The organism is Archaeoglobus neptunius, from assembly GCF_016757965.1.
GTDB classification, from domain to species: domain Archaea; phylum Halobacteriota; class Archaeoglobi; order Archaeoglobales; family Archaeoglobaceae; genus Archaeoglobus; species Archaeoglobus neptunius.
This window is the reverse complement of record NZ_JAEKIW010000008.1, coordinates 99,487-117,286: the sequence shown is the minus strand read 5'-3', so window position 1 is coordinate 117,286 and position 17,800 is coordinate 99,487. Positions and strand designations below refer to the sequence as shown.

General features: G+C 46.6%; 21 protein-coding genes. 7 read left to right on the top strand and 14 right to left on the bottom strand.

What is annotated here, in order from left to right; all coding sequences use genetic code 11:
- Positions 1-4 precede the first annotated feature (4 nt).
- The 12 genes from JFQ59_RS07710 to JFQ59_RS07660 all read right to left on the bottom strand — a co-directional run bounded on the left by JFQ59_RS07710 (position 5) and on the right by JFQ59_RS07660 (position 10,374).
- Entirely contained in the window at positions 5-883 is an 879-nt protein-coding gene (locus tag JFQ59_RS07710; RefSeq protein ID WP_202319841.1) for a CoB--CoM heterodisulfide reductase iron-sulfur subunit B family protein, read from the bottom strand.
- On the bottom strand, positions 880-1,401 hold the full coding sequence (locus tag JFQ59_RS07705) for a 4Fe-4S dicluster domain-containing protein (RefSeq protein ID WP_202319840.1): 522 nt from the start codon (positions 1,399-1,401) through the stop codon (positions 880-882). The genes JFQ59_RS07710 and JFQ59_RS07705 overlap by 4 nt, the downstream gene beginning before the upstream one ends.
- Positions 1,398-3,374, bottom strand: a complete 1,977-nt coding sequence (locus JFQ59_RS07700; RefSeq protein ID WP_202319839.1) for a CoB--CoM heterodisulfide reductase iron-sulfur subunit A family protein — start codon at positions 3,372-3,374, stop codon at positions 1,398-1,400. The genes JFQ59_RS07705 and JFQ59_RS07700 overlap by 4 nt, the downstream gene beginning before the upstream one ends.
- Positions 3,375-3,514: 140 nt before the next feature.
- Positions 3,515-4,006: a hydrogenase maturation protease gene (locus JFQ59_RS07695; RefSeq protein ID WP_202319838.1), complete on the bottom strand. Its 492-nt coding sequence runs from the start codon at positions 4,004-4,006 to the stop codon at positions 3,515-3,517.
- Positions 3,975-4,670: a cytochrome b/b6 domain-containing protein gene (locus tag JFQ59_RS07690; protein WP_202319837.1), complete on the bottom strand. Its 696-nt coding sequence runs from the start codon at positions 4,668-4,670 to the stop codon at positions 3,975-3,977. Before JFQ59_RS07690 ends, JFQ59_RS07695 begins: the two co-directional genes overlap by 32 nt.
- 1 nt (position 4,671) lies before the next feature.
- Complete coding sequence (locus tag JFQ59_RS07685) at positions 4,672-6,372, bottom strand: nickel-dependent hydrogenase large subunit (protein ID WP_202319836.1); 1,701 nt, start codon at positions 6,370-6,372, stop codon at positions 4,672-4,674.
- Positions 6,353-7,414 carry a hydrogenase small subunit gene (locus JFQ59_RS07680; protein ID WP_202319862.1) on the bottom strand — a complete coding sequence of 354 codons (1,062 nt, stop codon included), beginning with the start codon at positions 7,412-7,414 and terminating at the stop codon, positions 6,353-6,355. Before JFQ59_RS07680 ends, JFQ59_RS07685 begins: the two co-directional genes overlap by 20 nt.
- Before the next feature lie 114 nt (positions 7,415-7,528).
- A complete protein-coding gene (locus JFQ59_RS07675; protein ID WP_202319835.1) occupies positions 7,529-7,816 on the bottom strand; it encodes a helix-turn-helix domain-containing protein in 288 nt (95 codons plus the stop codon).
- Positions 7,817-7,920: 104 nt separating this feature from the next.
- Positions 7,921-8,592, bottom strand: a complete 672-nt coding sequence (locus JFQ59_RS07670; protein WP_202319834.1) for a hypothetical protein — start codon at positions 8,590-8,592, stop codon at positions 7,921-7,923.
- A gap of 4 nt (positions 8,593-8,596) precedes the next feature.
- Positions 8,597-8,728 carry a hypothetical protein gene (locus tag JFQ59_RS12575; protein WP_269140571.1) on the bottom strand — a complete coding sequence of 44 codons (132 nt, stop codon included), beginning with the start codon at positions 8,726-8,728 and terminating at the stop codon, positions 8,597-8,599.
- 285 nt (positions 8,729-9,013) lie between these two features.
- Positions 9,014-9,730, bottom strand: a complete 717-nt coding sequence (gene ribB / locus JFQ59_RS07665) for a 3,4-dihydroxy-2-butanone-4-phosphate synthase (RefSeq protein WP_202319833.1) — start codon at positions 9,728-9,730, stop codon at positions 9,014-9,016.
- Entirely contained in the window at positions 9,727-10,374 is a 648-nt protein-coding gene (locus tag JFQ59_RS07660) for a winged helix-turn-helix domain-containing protein/riboflavin kinase (RefSeq protein ID WP_202319832.1), read from the bottom strand. The genes ribB and JFQ59_RS07660 overlap by 4 nt, the downstream gene beginning before the upstream one ends.
- Before the next feature lie 282 nt (positions 10,375-10,656).
- Here JFQ59_RS07660 and JFQ59_RS07655 point away from each other — a divergent pair, with 282 nt between their 5' ends.
- The 7 genes from JFQ59_RS07655 to JFQ59_RS07625 all read left to right on the top strand — a co-directional run bounded on the left by JFQ59_RS07655 (position 10,657) and on the right by JFQ59_RS07625 (position 15,020).
- Complete coding sequence (locus tag JFQ59_RS07655; protein ID WP_202319831.1) at positions 10,657-10,974, top strand: hypothetical protein; 318 nt, start codon at positions 10,657-10,659, stop codon at positions 10,972-10,974.
- 68 nt (positions 10,975-11,042) lie between these two features.
- Entirely contained in the window at positions 11,043-11,342 is a 300-nt protein-coding gene (locus JFQ59_RS07650) for a DUF6345 domain-containing protein (RefSeq protein ID WP_202319830.1), read from the top strand.
- A gap of 50 nt (positions 11,343-11,392) precedes the next feature.
- On the top strand, positions 11,393-12,148 hold the full coding sequence (locus JFQ59_RS07645; protein WP_202319829.1) for a two-component system regulatory protein YycI: 756 nt from the start codon (positions 11,393-11,395) through the stop codon (positions 12,146-12,148).
- 21 nt (positions 12,149-12,169) lie between these two features.
- Positions 12,170-12,442, top strand: coding sequence for a MoaD family protein (locus JFQ59_RS07640; protein WP_202319828.1), 273 nt, complete (start codon positions 12,170-12,172; stop codon positions 12,440-12,442).
- Positions 12,439-13,575, top strand: a complete 1,137-nt coding sequence (locus tag JFQ59_RS07635) for a radical SAM/SPASM domain-containing protein (RefSeq protein WP_202319827.1) — start codon at positions 12,439-12,441, stop codon at positions 13,573-13,575. Before JFQ59_RS07640 ends, JFQ59_RS07635 begins: the two co-directional genes overlap by 4 nt.
- A 54-nt stretch (positions 13,576-13,629) precedes the next feature.
- Positions 13,630-14,178: a TIGR00295 family protein gene (locus tag JFQ59_RS07630; protein ID WP_202319826.1), complete on the top strand. Its 549-nt coding sequence runs from the start codon at positions 13,630-13,632 to the stop codon at positions 14,176-14,178.
- Positions 14,178-15,020 carry a DMT family transporter gene (locus JFQ59_RS07625; protein WP_202319825.1) on the top strand — a complete coding sequence of 281 codons (843 nt, stop codon included), beginning with the start codon at positions 14,178-14,180 and terminating at the stop codon, positions 15,018-15,020. The genes JFQ59_RS07630 and JFQ59_RS07625 overlap by 1 nt, the downstream gene beginning before the upstream one ends.
- Here the strand turns inward: JFQ59_RS07625 and JFQ59_RS07620 are convergent.
- Together JFQ59_RS07620 and JFQ59_RS07615 are read right to left on the bottom strand one after the other, a co-directional pair.
- On the bottom strand, positions 14,988-16,514 hold the full coding sequence (locus tag JFQ59_RS07620) for a sodium:solute symporter family protein (RefSeq protein ID WP_202319824.1): 1,527 nt from the start codon (positions 16,512-16,514) through the stop codon (positions 14,988-14,990). The two genes, JFQ59_RS07625 and JFQ59_RS07620, sit on opposite strands and share 33 nt — an antisense overlap.
- 212 nt (positions 16,515-16,726) lie before the next feature.
- The gene (locus tag JFQ59_RS07615) at positions 16,727-17,740 is read right to left on the bottom strand and encodes a tRNA (guanine-N1)-methyltransferase (RefSeq protein WP_202319823.1); all 1,014 of its coding nucleotides are present in this window, start codon (positions 17,738-17,740) and stop codon (positions 16,727-16,729) included.
- Positions 17,741-17,800: the final 60 nt, after the last annotated feature.

Below are 17,800 nucleotides of genomic sequence, written 5' to 3'. Positions count from 1 at the left end.
ACCATCACCCAACAATCCTCCTGATTATCTCATCCTTCGGAATGGAGCTGAACCTCGCAACCTTGGATACGTCAAAGCCCATACATACTGCCAGAATTTGAGGATAGTAGAAAACGGGAATTTTGAAGTCTATCTTACCGTCCCTCTCAAGTTTTTGCTGGGCCTCATCAAGCTGAATGTAGCAGGAAGAACAGGCTGTGACGATCATATCGGGGTCGATTTCCTCCTTCATCGATTTCAGCTTTTCAAGGACGAATTCAAGAGACCTCTCATAATCTATGGTTTTCATCGACCCCATACCGCAGCAAAATTCCATTCTGCTGTAGTGAGGTGCGCTTGCACCGAGAATTTCAACAAGCTCCCTCAGCTTCTTTGGGTAAAACGGGTTCTCCTCCCGTATGTCCATCACCCTCTCAGGCCAGAGTGTATGACAACCCGGCTGTACCGCAACCGTCAGACCTTTAAGATCATACTTCAGACTCTTTTTTATCTTCTTTTCAACACTTTCAAGGATGTGGATAATGTGGAGAACCTTGCTGCTACCTCTGTAAACTCTACCCACCTTCGATAGTATTCTGTTAGTCTTTTCCCTCCACTTCTCATCTTTCAGCATGTATCTTGCGTGGTTGAGAACGCTGTAGCAGTTGTTACATCCCACAACCATGTCCAGGTTTTTCTCCTCCGCCAGTGCTATGTTTCTGGCAGATAAGGCGAGCCACGCCTCAATGTCGTAGGAAGGAACTGAAATCCATGTGGGGCAGCAGGAGTATCCTTCTAGGTCAACGAGTTCAATCCCGAGAGCCAGAGAGACTTCTCGAATGGCAACCTCTAAATCCGGCCTCAGGAAGGGTATCTGACACCCGAGATAAAGAGCGTATTTCAAAACATCTCCCTCCGCGGAAGTATGCCGAGCTGCATTATTTCAGTCGATTCAATTATACATCTTATTTCCTTCAGAGCCTCCCCGTTGTTTAATGCAAATTTGACTTCAGGAAGACCGAGCTCCTTTCTGATGTTCGCATTCCCTGTAACCGCATAACCAGTCTCGTACAGATTCCTCAATGCCTCTTCAGCAACAGACGGTACTGAAAACTCCCTTGTCTGAATTCTTCTGAAAGCAAAGTATACTGAGAATGGATTCACATCTCTTGTGCACACCTCTATGCATCTCCCACATGCCACACAGGCCCATGGAGATGGATCGTAAAGTATCTCCCTCCTCTGACCCAGAATTATGAGCTTGAACAGCTTTTTGTTCGGATAGTTGAATCCGGCCATTGCAACAGGGCACACAGACATGCAGGCTCCACACTGGATACACTTTTTTATTCCCTCACCACCAAACTTTGAAACCTCCTCAACCGGATCCCCGTCAATTTTGGGTAACTTCACAACTTTCATGAAATCCTCACCACCTGCGACATTAACTGTTCCCGGGTGAACCCGGACAGATCGATGGCATTTGCGGGACATGAAGCTGAGCACAACCCGCATCCCCGGCATCTCCTTAAATCAACTCTCGCCACATCCTCAACCACTACTGCATCATACGGACAGGCTGATGTGCATATGCCGCATCCGCTGCAAAGAGACTCATTCACAACCGCTAAGAAAGGTTCTGTTTTGATTTCATCCTGCGAGATTACCCCTGCTGCAGCCGCAGCGGCAGCTTTAGCCTGAGCAACGGTTTCCGAAATATCTTTTGGACCCTGACAGCATCCAGCGATAAAGATGCCACTCAGCCAGCTTTCCACAGACCTCAGCTTCGGATGATCCTCCCTTATAAATCCGGAAGTGTCCAGAGAAATTCCGAGTTTTTTGACGAGTGCTCTGGCATCATCATCAAGTTCTATGGCGGTAGCCAGAACAACAAGGTCAGCTTCTACCTCCACAGGCACACCTATGTCTGCATCAAACCCCATAACCCTCAATCTTCCGTCTGACAGCTCTTCAATTCCCCCCACCTTTCCCCTTATTATCTTTATACCCAACTGCCTGGAATACGTGTAGTACTCCTCCAGTTCTTTACCCGGAGCCCTCACATCTATAAAATGTATGTAAACATCGATATCTGGCTCCCTCTCTTTGATCAATCTCGCCTGTTTGAGCATGTACATGCAGCATACCTTCGAGCAGTAGGTATGGTATCTTTCATCCCTGCTGCCAACACACGATATGAAGGAGATCGTTCCGGGCTTTTTCATGTCGGAAGGTCTTCGAATCTTTCCTTCTGTCGGACCTGTTGGAGATAAAATCCTCTCAAACTGCAGGGCAGTTATGACGTTGGGAGAGTGGGGAAGGTATTCCTTAAAGTTAGACTTCTCCATAACCCTGTAACCAACGGCAACAATTATTGCACCAACCTTCAGCTCTATCGTTTCACCTTCAGGGTCCCACTTTATCGACCTGTTTATTGCACCAGTAGGACAGGCCTTTTCGCATGGCGTGAGATACTCTTTTCCACCTCTGAGAAATCTGCGGGTTCCAAAAACTTTTTTACCACAGTTAACACACACTTCGGGATCGTGGACTGCCTTTCTTGGAACGGCAAATGGAGAGGCGATGTACATTGCTTTTCTCCTGCTCAATCCCTCGTTAAACTCGTCCGGCTTTGATGCTCTGGGAGGGCATGCATCAACGCAAGCTCCACATCCTATGCACTTTTCCCAGTCCACATACGTCTGCTTTTTTCTGACCCTTACCTCGAAACTTCCCACGGAACCGCTTACATCCTCCACCTCGGCATACGTTATTAGTTCTATAAGGGGATGCGATGAAACTTCGGAAATCAGAGGGTACAGAATGCACGAAGAGCAATCGTTCATTGGAAATATTCTGTCAAATTTCATCATCTTTCCGCCTATAGATGCTTCTCTTTCAACCAGAAAGACCCTGTAACCAATTTTCGCCAGCTCCAGCGATGCAACGATGCCGGCAACTCCACCACCAATAACAAGAACGCTTTTTTCAACGTCAAACTTCATGTCATTCAGAGGCGCAAGATTTTCTGCCTTTGCAATTGCAGCGGCAAGAATTTTCTTAGCTTTCTCAGTCCCATCACCGTGAACCCAGCTACACTGCTCCCTTATGTTTGCGATTTCAAGCATGTACCTGGAAATTCCCGCACTTTCGAGCGTTGATCGAAAAAACCTTTCATGGTTTCGGGGAGTGCATGCGGCAATAACGACCCGATCCACTCTTCCAGACTTGATATCCCTCCGAATCATTTCCTGAGCGAGTTCCGAACACATGAAGATGTGGTCGCGAACCACCGAAACTTTTTCAAATTTTCCGGCGTATTCCATAAGTTCGTCCACATCTACGGTGGCTGAGATGTTCTCTCCGCAGTGACAGATGTACACACCAATTTTCATCTTAATTCAAGTTGATTGGAACGATTATAAATTTTTTATCAAATTAAAATGCATGTTATTTTGTAATTGTTAATATTTGTATGAAAATTCGTGCAAATTTCAGACAAGAAAAACTAATAAATTAATATGTTCACTAACTTTCATGTGGGAGATTGCGTTAATCGTCGGACTCGCCTTCTACGGATCCTCCCTCTTCTACCTGATGAGGGAGTGATCATCCTCAGAATTTTTTTAACAACCTTCCTCACCACCAGGGCTAACTCGGGGGAGAGTTCCGCAAACTCCTGAATTCTCTTTACCTCGACTCCAATAATGATTACAGGTGGAAGTTCGCAGGCCATTCTGAGGACCTTACAGGCTGTGAAAACATCAACATCGTGTACAGACCCTGTGATTTTTACAGGAACGTCATCCAGAGTGAGTTTGTATATTCTACCCGGTCTGCCTCCAAAGTTAACAGCATCCACGACGATTACAAGGTCGTATTCGCTGAAAAAATTGACAAGCTGGAAGCTTAAAGTGCCTCCCTCAACGATATCCACGCCTTTCGGCAATCTGCGATTCATCAGCTCTCTGACGACCCTTATACCTATGCCGTCATCACCCATCAGCAGGTTGCCCACTCCCAGCACCAGTACTCTCCGAGACAACCTTCTCCCTCCGTATTCCATTGATCATTGACGATAGCGTTCCAAATATCGTTGCTGCGTAAGCATGGGTTATCATTACGGTTGCATACAGAAACATCGTAAATTTATGCACCGCCCTTACGAATGCGTAGGCATTTTCCGTTCCGAACAGTGGCGCTATCGCCGATGCAAAACCGAATACTGGTTTGAATGTGTCGGGTGCCAGCATTGCCAGGCCCGTCAATCCAATGATTGCCGTGAGCAACAGGTACGTCCACCACACAAGAACCTGACTGGGTATTATTTTTTCAACGTATTCTTTTCTTCTCGGGTCGTACGCTCTTGGATCATCCACATGTCCTCCTTTCACCCACGCAACAGCTTCTTCCATCACGAATTTAATACTGTACGGTATTCTGCTCGGTTTAAGCCACTTCCACTCCTCCAAAAGACTGAAGTAAATGAACAGCGCCCAGAGTCCAGCAAAGATGAAGCTCATTCTTATGTGCAGAGCGTAGGCATCGTCAAAAAAGTTGATGCCAAACAGGTTTGCCAACTGCAATCCTGTCAGGCCTGTTACGATTCCCGTTACCACTATCCCCCAGTGGCAGCTTCTGACGAACTTTGAATGCCTCTCCACCTTTACCGTGCTGCATTTCTTGCACATGTTACCTCACCACATGTACAGCACACGCAATGCAGGGATCAAAGCTTCTGACGACAAGCAGAGCGAGAGATGTATTGTATATTGTCCCATTCACTCTCTCGACATTCAGTTCTGCCAGACCGAGTGGAGTGAGAGCTGCAGCAAGGGCCTTACCCCATGTTACCTTCGAAAGTCCGAAAGGAGAGAGATCAACATCTGCATCGGGGTATATAAGATCACACACTTCCGGAACCGTTGCATTCGGCAACCATGTTCCAGTAAGGGCGGTCTCCACAGGGCCGGGCTGATTGAAATCATCTCTCGGGCTGAGATTCCACGTGCTCGGCACTACGCACTGATAGTTTGCAATCTTGTGATCCCTGATGTTGATGTAGTGAAGCAATGCGCCTCTCGGAGCCTCCCACAGACCGAATCCTTCTCCTTCTTTTGGATTGCTCTTGTAGTTTGTTACCTTTTCATTTCTGTATTCCTTAAGGGCAAGCAACCATTCAAACATTTTCTGAGCTGTGATGATTGTGAGGGCAACTCTCGCAGCCACTCTGTCCACAACAGACCCTTTCGGATTCTGGACGGTGTACTCGAAATAGCCGCGGTCCTCACCCGTGACCGGATTTCTTATGGGTATCTTCCATCTAGTACCGAAAGTATTCAGCATTCTTGCCAGTGGTCCAACTTCGTAAACCTTCCCCTCGTATCTCGGAGCTTTTAGCCATGAATACGCTCCGGCTTTGTTCTTGTTCGGCTTTGGTGCATCTTCATCCTTCGGGTTCAGTCCGCTCTCGTTGTCGTACCAGGAGTATTTCACGTATTCTGCAATTTTGGACAGGTCAAACGGTTTTGCACTTCCATCCCATGCTCCGGCATATATCACCGCACTTTTCCTCCTTCCCGGACTGTCGAGCAGTGATAACCAGTCATCGTAGTTCTCATGATCCGGAAACAGACCATAGCTCAGGAAATATCCGGTGGATGCACCAATATCCTGTAATCCTCTGAACTTTAGGTCAAGAAGAGAGCTTACGGCTTCCCCAACCTTTTTGTTGGCCTCCAGCAGATTCCTGAAATCTCCCACCATCACCTCTGCAACCCATCTCCATATCTCAAACATTCTTGCCATTGTTGATGCTATCCTGTCATCTGTCGGCTTTACGGCCATTCCACCGGGATACTCGCTCTGGTGGTGCGGGAACTTCCCACCCCATAATGCGACGATTTCGTTGGCCTTTCTCTGAATTTCAAGGGCCTGCACATAACTCGATCCAAGACCGAGCTTCGCAACCCCGTCCTTACCGAGTGCCGGGGGTACCATCGGTGGATACTTGGCAACAACGCCAAGCTCAGGACCTACAAGTATGTACGTGTGGATAATGTGATCGTAAATGTAGTATGCTCCGTGCAGAATGTTTCTCATAAGAATCGCCGTCGGAGTGGGGGTGACACCATAAGCAGCCTCTATTGCCTGAATGGATGTCTCCCCGTGTGGTGCAGGGCAAACTCCGCATATTCTCTGGGTGATAATCCAGGCATCTCTCGGATCCCTTCCTCTCAAAATTGTCTCCCACCCTCTAAATAGCGTTCCACTGCAGTACGCTTTATCAACTATATCCCACTTTCCGGTTGACGTTTCAATTTTCCTGGTGGCCATCTCAACTCTCAGATGTCCCTCAATTCTCGTTACAGGATCAATCACCACTTTGCTCATCGGAATCACCTCTGAGTTTTCTCCTAATGGCATGCACACCTATGCCTGCAGCGGTTGCGGCGAAAATTCCACCACCAAAAGTTGCAGGGTCTATTCCGAACACCGTTGGCAGTGATGAAAGTTCTCTGTAGAACGGAGAAAACTTATCCGGCCATCCCGGCTCTGAACATCCAATGCAGGGTGCACCAGCTTCAACACAGTAACTGACTCTGCCGTTCCACCTTCTCGACGGACAGTCTGTGTATGTAACTGGCCCCTTACAGCCGATTTTATACCTGCAACCCTCCCCGTTTCCGGGTTCCTCTATGAAAATTCCTCTGTCGTAGTATGGTCTGTACGGACAGAGTTCCTCATGCATGTTTGTACCGAACAGCGGTTTGGGTCGGCCATATTCATCAAGTTCGGGTACAACGCCCATGATTACGCCCGAGAGAACAACAACGATGTGTTCACCGTTTGCCGGACAGAGCGGGAGATTGATTACAGGCTTGTCCACACCCTCCTCTTTTAGGAATTCAGAGAGTCCCATGGCGTTTGTTGGGTTTGGCCTCGCTGCAGGAATTCCTCCGTAAGTGGCACACTGTCCAACAGCAACAATCGCATCTGCAACCTCTGCTGCTTCTCTCACATGATCTCTAAAGTCCTTTCCTGCAATTACGCAGAATCCAGGATCCTGAACTGCCCCTTCGACAATCAGTATCCTCTTCCCTTTGCTTCCCTCTTTCCACCTCTCCTTTAAACTCTCTGCCAGACTGCCGGATGCGGGATGTATTGTTTCCATGTAATCCGGCAGTGCTATCGGCAATCCAGACGTGCCCACTGTGATCTCCGTCAGGATTTGAACGATATCAGGATTCGATGCCTGAGCAAAAGAAATCGTGCATCCTGTACAGGCTGCGCCATTTAGCCAGCATATGTGCCAGTAATCCTTTTCTGCACTCAATGCCTTTACAATATCTGCCTTGTAAACGCTCAGAAAAGTAGATGCACCGAGAGCAGCAACGAGTTTCATAAAATTCCTTCTTGTTAAACTCGGCAACATTCTGACCCTCCTCAAATTTTAACGTTTTAAATTAGTAATTTTTAAAAGATTTTCTAGGATAAATTGTGTAATGAATTTTATACTTTTAAAAATCTATACAATTTAAATTGCATTTTATTTTGTTAATTCTTTTGCAATCTCCAGTATGTGCTCGACAACTTTCGATCCTTTATCCGTAAGTCTTATAATTTTGGTTCTACCTTCAATTTCGCAATCCACCAGTCCAGCCTCCTCAAATTTCTTAACCAATAACCATACATAGCTATGTGGGCTGTTTACTCTGCTCGCTATATATTGAATGTAAACGTCCTTTCCTGCAAGATTTTCTGAATAAATCGTCATCAGGATTTCAACCGCTCTCTCCTTGAAAATGAGCTTGACCTCATCACTCTCAAATTTCATGATTTTCCGGTGGTCAGTTTAAAATATTAAAAGTTTCCCATCCAACTTTACTTTTCAGGACAGGATTATGGACAGAAGGTATCAAAATTCCAAACTTAAACATCCTAAAGATCGTACCAGTGCTTTCTGAAATACATCTCCACTCTCGCAGTCCCCTTCGCAATTCTCCAGCCCTTACCGGTTGTAACGATCTCATCATACCTGCATCCCGAGTACTTCTTTCCCTTCCAGACCGGACCAAAGAGTGATATACCGGAGCACGTGGTTATGCTTACCACCACCGTCACGTTTTCGGAGGTGTAGACGGGAACGGTGTAGTTCACCACCCTGATAACCGGATTGTTTCCGCTCACCCTCTCTCCTGCAATCTCTGACGGGGATATCCTCACTTCTTTATTTATCTCCACCACCGCCACATCTTCCAGACCACTGCACAAAAGTCCGCTGTAAGCGTGTATCTTCAGCATTTTGCCGTGTTCGGTGTTTACGATCCGGTACTCACCCCTTATCGGGATATATTCGTAGAGGGGTTTGTCCTTAACGTAAACTACCGGCAGAATAACCGTTACGTCGGTGACGTTCTCCACCGGAGATGGGTAGGAGTAGGGAGGCAGCTTCTCAGGTGAAACGTTACCGGGTAGCAGGTAGATAGCCGCACTCACATACTCCGGTGGCCCGAAGGGGCCTGTAAGCCATACGTAAACGAAACATGCAGATCCGAAAAGAATTGCAGATACGAACAGAAATGCCAGAAGGGCTTTTTTCGTTCTGCTCATGCTATCACGTGAACAGAGTATATCCAATCATACCCTTAACGTATCCGGCAGTCTCTTTCATCACATCTTTTGTTATGCTTTTTATGTTGTCAAGAGCGTAATTCCAGCCTGTAGCCCTATAGATGCTCACTCTCATATTTCACCTCAAATCGTTTACGGATTAAGTATTTTGTGACCATATTTTAGGAAAATATTTAAATTATCATATTTCAAGATATATGGTCACAAAGCTTATATTGCCAATGGATGGCCAATTGCGGTGAGACAGCACATATCCATAAATGGATGCAGTGATTCAGGTTTCGGTAACCACCCTTTATCCGCAGATCTTCTCAAAAATCCTAAAAGGTGATTAACCGGGCAAGAATTGCCGGATAGGATTAGAACCACCGTATTCAGTGCAGAAAATATAACGAAAATGTTAGATGAACAGGCTGACCTCTACCTCTCTGAATTTTCTATATCTTTCCACTATCGTTTTTCCATCTATAAACGGTATCCCTCTCTCCTCAGCATACTCCATGGCCTTTTCTTTTGTAAGCGCCCTGCCAGTTTCAGCATCCAGCATCTCACATATCGCCACTGCTGGAGAAATTCCGGCCATCTCTGCAAGAGCGACGCTCAGTTCCGTCTGCCCAACCCTTTCATAGGTCAGATTGTCCGCCGCTCTCAGCAGAGCAACATGCCCGGGGCTTCTGAACTCGCTGCCAAAATCAACCTTCCTACCCATCATAACCTCATCAACAACTTCACCAACCCTTCTTATCGTCAAGGACCTGTCAACGTCGGTGATACCGGTAAAAGTGTCTCTGTGGTTTACCCAGAGAGAAAACGAACTCCTCGAATCGTACCGGATGTCATCCGCATCTGCCACCCTCTTTATTTCGGGCATCTTTTCACTCGCAACTCTCAGAACATCGTGCATGAAAGGAAGACCGAGTTTTTCCGCTGCAACAGGGTGAATTGCAACGCAAATCAGTCCACCGCCGTCGATTCTCATCATTGCAACCTCATCAGGGCCAACATGAATCGCTGGTATGGCGATGTCGGTCTCACCCTCTCTATCTTCGAAGTCATATATCAGAACTGGAGAGCCCCTTCTGAATGCCTTCAGAGACTCATCAAAATCCAGTATCATAACAGCACCTCCACCTCCACCATATCTCCATCTCTTATCCCCAGCTTATCTCTCAACCTCGTGGGAGCAATTACTTCAAGAATTTCCGACGGGTAGTGCGTCCTCTTCGGAATTACAACCGCCCCCTCCACGCCATCGATCCTGCACCTGAAGGCCTTAACCTCGCCGAATGTCCTGTCTTCCGTTTTGAAACCCTCAATCAGTATTCCATTCTCCTCATCAAGCCTCCTGCGGAAGTACATCTCCTCTTTCGGTATTCTGAGATTGAGAGTTCCGGGGTACGGATCGAAGCCGAGTTTTTTCTTAAACTGCTCTCTATATCCCTCAAGAGAAACGTAGTATCTTCCCTCACCAACACCGCTGAAAACCTCCCCTCTGATCTTTATGCTCTCCTCTCCTTCAAAAATCTTCCTGTAATCCATATACTCCCTGTACAAAACCTGCTTCCCCTTCTCAGTTATCACAACGAACTGTCCATCTCTGGTCAGGGTGCGATCTATCAAACCCTCCTCCTCCAGTTCCTTGAGTTTTCTCGCCGCCGTTTGCAAACTCTGACCGATCCTCTCAGCAAGCTCTTTCGAACTCACCTTTACAACCTTCCTCGATGCGTTCATGAGGGCCAGGGACTTGAGAACCTCCAGCATTTTCTCAAAAGTGAGATGCTTCTCAGAAAATATAAAGGTTTTTATGGTTTGTTAATCGTTATTTTTTAAAAGTAAGGGCTGAAATCGAGGAAACGCTGAGATTGACGGGGAAGGGCAGTGTTCTGGATACTGTTGTATCCAGCCAAAACCTGACCGCCAGCAGGCATTGATCACCCTGAAGCCTCTTCATTTAACTTTTCGCAGACGTGTCTCACGATTTTTTTCATAATCGTATGATATCAAATCACAAAATTTTTATGTTTTATCATAGCATGGAACTGCATGATACAGGCTGAAGGTGTGAGAAAATGTGCAATTCTATTATTGGCAGTCTGCATAGCTCAATCGGCAGTCGTCGCATATAGCTATTCCATAACGAATATTGAAGACTACACGTCGTTGGACGATCTAACGCCTTTTGGAACTCAAGTCGCAAATAAAGTCCAGTACTGGCTTGGTACTGAGGACGGATGGATACAGAAATTTTATCATAAGGATTCGTCTGTAGATAGAGAAAACTTTGGAATTCTTGACTCCGGCTGGCAGGGACTTGATGAGTCTGACTTCCACTGGCATGTGGGCCATGGGTTACATGCCTGACGAATGATGGGGACATCGCCCTCTACGACTACTCTATCTGGAATCCTGATAGAAAAGTTGACTCATGGATGGCAGAAAGAAAATGGGATCTAAATATTGTTTTTCAGAGTTGTTATGTACTGGAAGATCTCAACTGGGCTGCAGCCTTAAAGTATTCCCACATGCTCCTGGGTTTCGAAACGGTAACGTATATCAACCCTGACCTTCCAGAGAGGTTTTTTGAGTATGCAGTACACAAAAACTGGAAGATCTTCGATGCTTACAAAAAGGCAACAATTGAAACATTCGGGAGTGATGTTGAAGCTTCAGTGTATATTGATGCAGATAAACGATCACCTGTGGAGTCATGGATTCGTTGCTCCAGATGAGTATCCGGATGACAACTACGTTTACCACTACCACTGGGGGTGTTAGTGATATGAAAAGAGAATTCGTCCTTCTGCTGATTCTGGTGACTGCACTGTCTGCAGTTTTTCTGAGAATGCATGCTTCCGGTAACTCTGTCATTCTCAGTCCAGTTGGCGAAATAGAGCTTAAAACAGCGCTGCCAGAATCCCCAGCAGAGGTAAATCTCTACAGGGTGGTTGGCGATGAGAGCATTGAAGGGATTGGAAACAGCTCTCCGGACTACGGCAGAATCAGGTACAATCTGCCGTCGGAGGAGGATGCCGTCAGGTTTGCGATGAAAGCTTTGGAGAAATATGGAGGTTTGCCGGAAGACGCCGTGCTATCGAAAGTTCAAATCGAATACGCTGAAGTTATCAACACAGATACGGGAAAGATCGCTGACAGGAAACCGACTCTCATAAGGGTTACTTTCAAAAGATACGTTGATGGAATGCCCGTCATCGGTCCGGGAGGAAAGATAGTTGTTTATATCGGTGATAACGGCGAAATCGTTGACCTCACCAAAATCTGGAGGAAGTTGGAGTATGCCGGAAAAGCGAAGATAATTCCGGCTAAGGAAGCTTTCGATAGGCTGGTAAAGGGAGAAGTCGTGATGAAACCGATGGGTAAGCTGAAACTGAAAATCACGGATGTTGAACTTGGATATTTTGCCGCCGGTTTCGGCAAGAGGCAGGAGTACTACACTCCCGTCTGGATTTTCCACTGCAAAGATCATCTTGGAAAAAATGTGACCCTTGCTGTTAAGGCCATCGGGGAAGACTTTTAACTCTCAAAAACCAGTTTTTTTGTGAAAGTGAGGATCGAGCTGTACGCAACCCTCAGAGAGAAATACGGAAAGTCAGTAGAAATCGAGTGTGACGGCACTCTGAGAGGAGCTTTTCTTGCCGCATCGAAAAAGCTGGGCGAGGAATTCCTGAGAGAGATCTTTGACGAGGATGGCAACTTCAGAGGGGACAGGATAATAACGGTAAACGGCAGAAACATAAAGGATGAGATGATAGAAAAACTACCTGAAAATGCAAGAATATCGGTTTTTCCACCAGTTGCAGGTGGAGGATGAAGAAGATACAGATAGAACCCACAACTTTCTGCAATCTGAACTGCGAATACTGCCACCGCAGGTCTATACCAGCGGTAGATATGCAGACAGAGGTTTTCGAAAAGATCAACGGAGTGGCAAAGGAGTATGTGATTTACGGGTATGGGGAACCCTTCCTTTTTCCCGAGTTTGAGAGAATGGTTGAATCGCTGAACGGGCGTATAATAATCAGCACCAACGGTATGTTCGATCTCGATGGTGTTATGGAGATCGCCGACATGGTGGGGGTTTCTGTCGATCTTGACGATCGTTTTAGAAGGGGACTGACGGTTGAAACAGCAATGAAAAATCTGCAAAAACTCGGAGAAAAGGGTATTGCAGAGATCGTTGTTACTGCAAACAACCTCAAAGGCCTCCCGGATTTTTTTGAAAGGATTGCCTGCCACGGTTCGGGTTTAATCGCAACGAATGTGATTGCTCCCGATCCCGTGATTTACGAGGATGTTGTTTACTTCGAAGGTAGCAGGAGAAATGTGGAGCTTGTAATGGATATGGACGAGAAAATCCTCGTTGAGGCAATAAGGGACTGCTCAAAAGGTGGTGGGAGGGCTTTATCAAGATATCGCAACCTGCTGGATCGGGTTTACTCTGAAGGATATTCGATCAACCTTCTCGGTATTTTCAGCTCAGGAGACAGGATTGAGAGGGCATTTGAGGCAGAAGAGGTGTTTGACAGAATGAGGGATATCGCAAAGGAATATGGCGTCATGTTTTCCCCACCCGAATTTTTCGGCAATTCAAAGTCAAGAAAGTGTCCCTACGAGGGCTCAATATTCGTAAGGGCTGATGGTATCGTCTCGAGTTGCATGAGTTTTGCATATGCTCATCAGGAGTTCGTAAACGGACATTACAAGGTAATTGAGCCTTTCAGCATTGGGGACTTGAAGATTCAGGATATCGATGAAATAGAAGAAAATCTTGAACAGTTTGATTCAATAAGGGAGAAGATGGAAAACTTTCCATGGTGCGCCGATTGTCCATATGTTGAGGGTTGCTGGTTCGCCGAGAAAAACGTTGACTGCTATGCCAACAAACCCTCATGCAGTGAATGTCTGTACAGCAGTCGCATTGCAAGATGTCTGCTGGGTGATTAGCTTTTCCCTTTCCAGAGAGCAAAACCTTGATAAAATCTGAGCAGAAGAGGCAGCATGGAGATTCCACCTGATGTCGTGGAGATATGGGACAGATACGGTCTTGAGGAGTCGGTCAGAAGACACTGCATTACGGTGGCGAAAATATCAATGAAGATAGCAGAACGGATAAAACAGAACGGGCATCATGTTGACACGAAGTTGCTACTTAAAGGTGCACTGCTGCACGATATTGGAAGGGCGGTTACCCACGATCCATTTATGCATTTCATAAAATCTGCAGAAATTCTCAGAACAGAGAATATGGATGAAAGAGTCGTCAGGATTGCTGAAAGGCACTTCAGCGCTGGTCTTAGTGCTGAGGAAGCAGAAAAACTTGGTTTAGAGCCAAAAAACTATATACCTCAAACTCTGGAGGAAAAAATAGTAAGCTTTTCGGACAATCTGGCAGTCGGAGATAGAGAAGGAAGTTTTGAAGATTTCATGAGGCGTCTTGAAGAGATAGACAGAAGATCTCCGGAACTGAGGTGGCTAACCGAAAGAACCCGGGAGAGGGCGAAAAAGATCAAGGAGGAACTTGAAAGGTTGAGCGGGTTGACCTTCTGATGATTTACACTGTTCTGCTTTTCACTGCAGTTCTTGCAGTATCATCTGCTGCGATTTTTGCCTTTCTGGCCTCTGCTCCGGGGGTTGTGGCTGCATTCTGGAGACTCGCTATCTCAATTCCAATACTCATTCTCATTTACAGGCCACGGAGAATACATCTATCCGCCATGCCCATTCTTGCCGGTTTTGCCCTGGCACTCCACTTTTCTTTCTGGATTGAATCTCTTTTCCATGCATCAATCGCCGTCAGCACAACGATAGTTTGCACACACTCCCTTTTTTCAGGTCTTTTTGCCTATCTCTGGGGTGAAAAACCCAGAAAAAACCAGATCATTGGAGTTCTCATTGCCATGACCGGTGTTTACTTCCTGAGCGGTGCAGATACCAGGACAGATTCTTACGGTATCATCTTTGCCCTGGTCGGAGCTGTGGCTGGTGGATACTACTTTGCCTCTGCCAGATTTGCCAGAAACATAGATTTTCCTTCCTACATACTTGTAACATACTCTTCGGCAGCAATATTTGCCTTTATCGCCTGTCTGTTTACCTCAACACCGATATTCGGCTACCCACCCAGAACGTGGATTTTTTTCGGTTTGCTGGCTTTGATCCCAATGCTGATCGGCCATACACTGCTGAATTACGTACTGAGAAAAATGGAAGTTCTGCCGGTAACTGCAAGCGTTATAGGTGAGGCTGTTGGGGCAGCTATTCTCGCAGCCATCTTTCTCAATCAAACCCTGAGCGCTGATGCATATATTTACATGGCCGTAATTCTGTCCGGCATAGGCGTCACATTCCTCAAACCTTCAGCTTCTACCGTCAATTATGGAGATGGTTAGGGACGTCAGAAGGGCGGCAATGAATCCGGGAAGGACGGAGTACGATGGAATCCCTGCAACAAAAACGGTTTTTCCGAAAACGGCGAAGGTTGTAATTGTTATGACGAAACCAACGACCATGCTCCACCTTGCGGCGTTTCTGCTCATTTTCTTCCAGTACAGGCCAAGCACTATCGGGAAGAAGAAACAGTTCAGCATCAGCGATAAAGCAGCCCATACGAACCATGCGAGAAGCTGTTGCGGATACAGAGCGACGACAAGTGATCCAAAGCCTATGAGAGGTATGATCAGCATGTTCACCCGCTTCACAGTTCTGTCAGAGATTTTCTTGCCGATTGCATTCCTGAGGACATCGTAGCTGATGTTGTTTGCTGCTGTCAGAATCAGTCTGTCGGTTGTTGACATCACACCCGCAAGAATTGTCGGAAGGAGGAGAACGAATAGCCAGTAAGGTAGCGCTTTGCTGGCAATTGTTGGATATGCCATGTCAGACCACTTAACAGTTATTGCTCCGAGTGTGAGGCTGGGAATCTCAATCATTCCCCGTGCCCATGCAACTCTCGCCGCCATACCTGCAAGGGCAGTCAGCATTATTGCCGAAAAGCCGACAACATACATGACAAGGGGAGACCACCTCGTGTAGCTGAGTTTCCTGAAAGTGAGCATGTTATTCACAATGTGAGGGGCAACCATCAGTCCGAGCGGAACCGTAAGACCGAAGAGGGTGAGATTGTAGAACCAGCCTGCAAGAGGTACATTCGCCGGAGCGAAAGGTTTGCTGAGATATTGTGCAAAGAGAAAATCTTTTGCGACGCCTCGTGTTGCGTTTTGAATCTCTGGCATCGCAACAAGGGCCTGATTCATAGCCTCAAATCCGCCAACCCAGGATATGATTATCGGTACGGTTAGGTAGATGCCGAGGAGCATAAGCAGTGATTGCAGGAAGGTTGTCCAAGCGGTTGAAAACATCCCGCCGCTCATGACATAAACAACAACTATTATTGCCGCTATCGCTGCTCCAGCCCAGTAAGGAATGCCGAGAACAATCTGGCTCACAACACCAATTGCTGTGTACTGTCCTATAAGGTAAACGAAGCAAGTTATGGCAGATATGATCCCGGCAAGCATTCTCATCACTCTGGGATCGTCATACCGATGTGCAAGATAATCCTGAATTGTCAGAATTCCGTTCTCGCTTTTAAGGTTGAACAGCTTCTTGCCGATGATAATCGTCCCAAAGGCAATGGCAAAGGGTGGGCCGATGATCCTCTCCCACACATTTGCCCAGCCAGTTGTGAATGCCAGTCCAGCAACACCGATTAGCGTCATTCCGCTGAAAACGCTTCCAATCATCAGCAGGCAGTACGTCCAGAATCCAAGCTGTCCGCTCGCAGCAATGAAATCTGCAAGAGTTTTTGTTCTTCTGGCTCCGACATAGGCAATAACTGCTATTGCAGCAAGATACAGTCCAAAAACGACCAGTGGAACAATCATCAGCTCACCTCACTCCACCTCAGACCCCAGATTAACAGCAGTGCAATCTGAACCGATACCGTCACCACCACGCACCAGAATGTTACTGCCGGAAGTCCAAACATGCTGGATTGTGCCAATGGTGCAAGTTTTAAAATTTTCTGTTTTGCCTCACAATAATTAGGCTGACCAACAGTTTTGTTACATCACTGCTTTTCCATTAAAAAGGGAGTTCAACCCAACCTAAAACACCTCTTTCTTGCATCCCACTCCAGGGCCTTTATTTGGCGGATCACATTGCCCGATACGACAAAAAATCCCTGCTCCATGCACACCTCATAGAAATCCTGCTTTCTGATGTTCAGCCATTCCTTAAAACGGTGGAACTCATCCTTCGACACAACTCTGAAAGTTCTGTCTCCAGCACACACCCTGAATGTTTTCTCGTGCAGCTCCTTCCTCAACCTCCACTTGGCAACAAGAGGTGGCTGAACTGCTTTTACTGCACTCTCAACATCCTCACCATCAAGTTCCACCCTGAGCAGTATTTCGGCAATATGGTTGATCCTGTCCGGCACACCGATAACATCGCCCCTCAATTCAATTCTTCTGTAGTCGACGTCAAAACCATCCTTTTCAAGAGATCTGCCAATTTTCGAGGTGTAACCTCTCTTCTTCCCGGATTTATCCACTATCCCACCAATTACGAAGCATTTTGCGCCGGTCTTCTCAAAGAGACTCTCTCCGTTTGGATCGAGAAGCACGACTCTTTCTATCTCTTGCTCTCTTAAAAAATCCTCAGTCGTGGGCCAGTAGTTGCCGTAACCGAAGTCCCTGTAGGTAACCACAAGCTTCTCATCCCACATGTATTCTCTAACCACACCTAGGGCCTGTTTAACCTGAAGATCTATCTTCCACCTTTCCTTTTCCGAGTGTTCATCATAGAACCTGCAATCCACAACAAGGAAGGGGAACGGGTACCCGGTCAGGTCCTCTTTACCAAGCAAGATCTCCGATTTACACCTTCCAACGTAGGCATGTGGTGGAAGGCTGACAAAATGTCCATCAAGAGTGAAGGAGTGTCGCAATCCACCATCGCTCCTGCAGACCTGCGCTTTGCCATTTGCCACATACAGAGCCATCCTCGCTACTGGGTCTGATGAGGACATCACCTTTTTAAGCCTCGTGCCTACTCTCTTCACATTCCTTCTCCTCAGCTCAGATACAAAGACGTCCCTGAGGCGCATTCGAAAATAAGTTGGAGGTCGAGTATAAAGCTGGTTTGGTCTTGAACTTTATCTACAGCT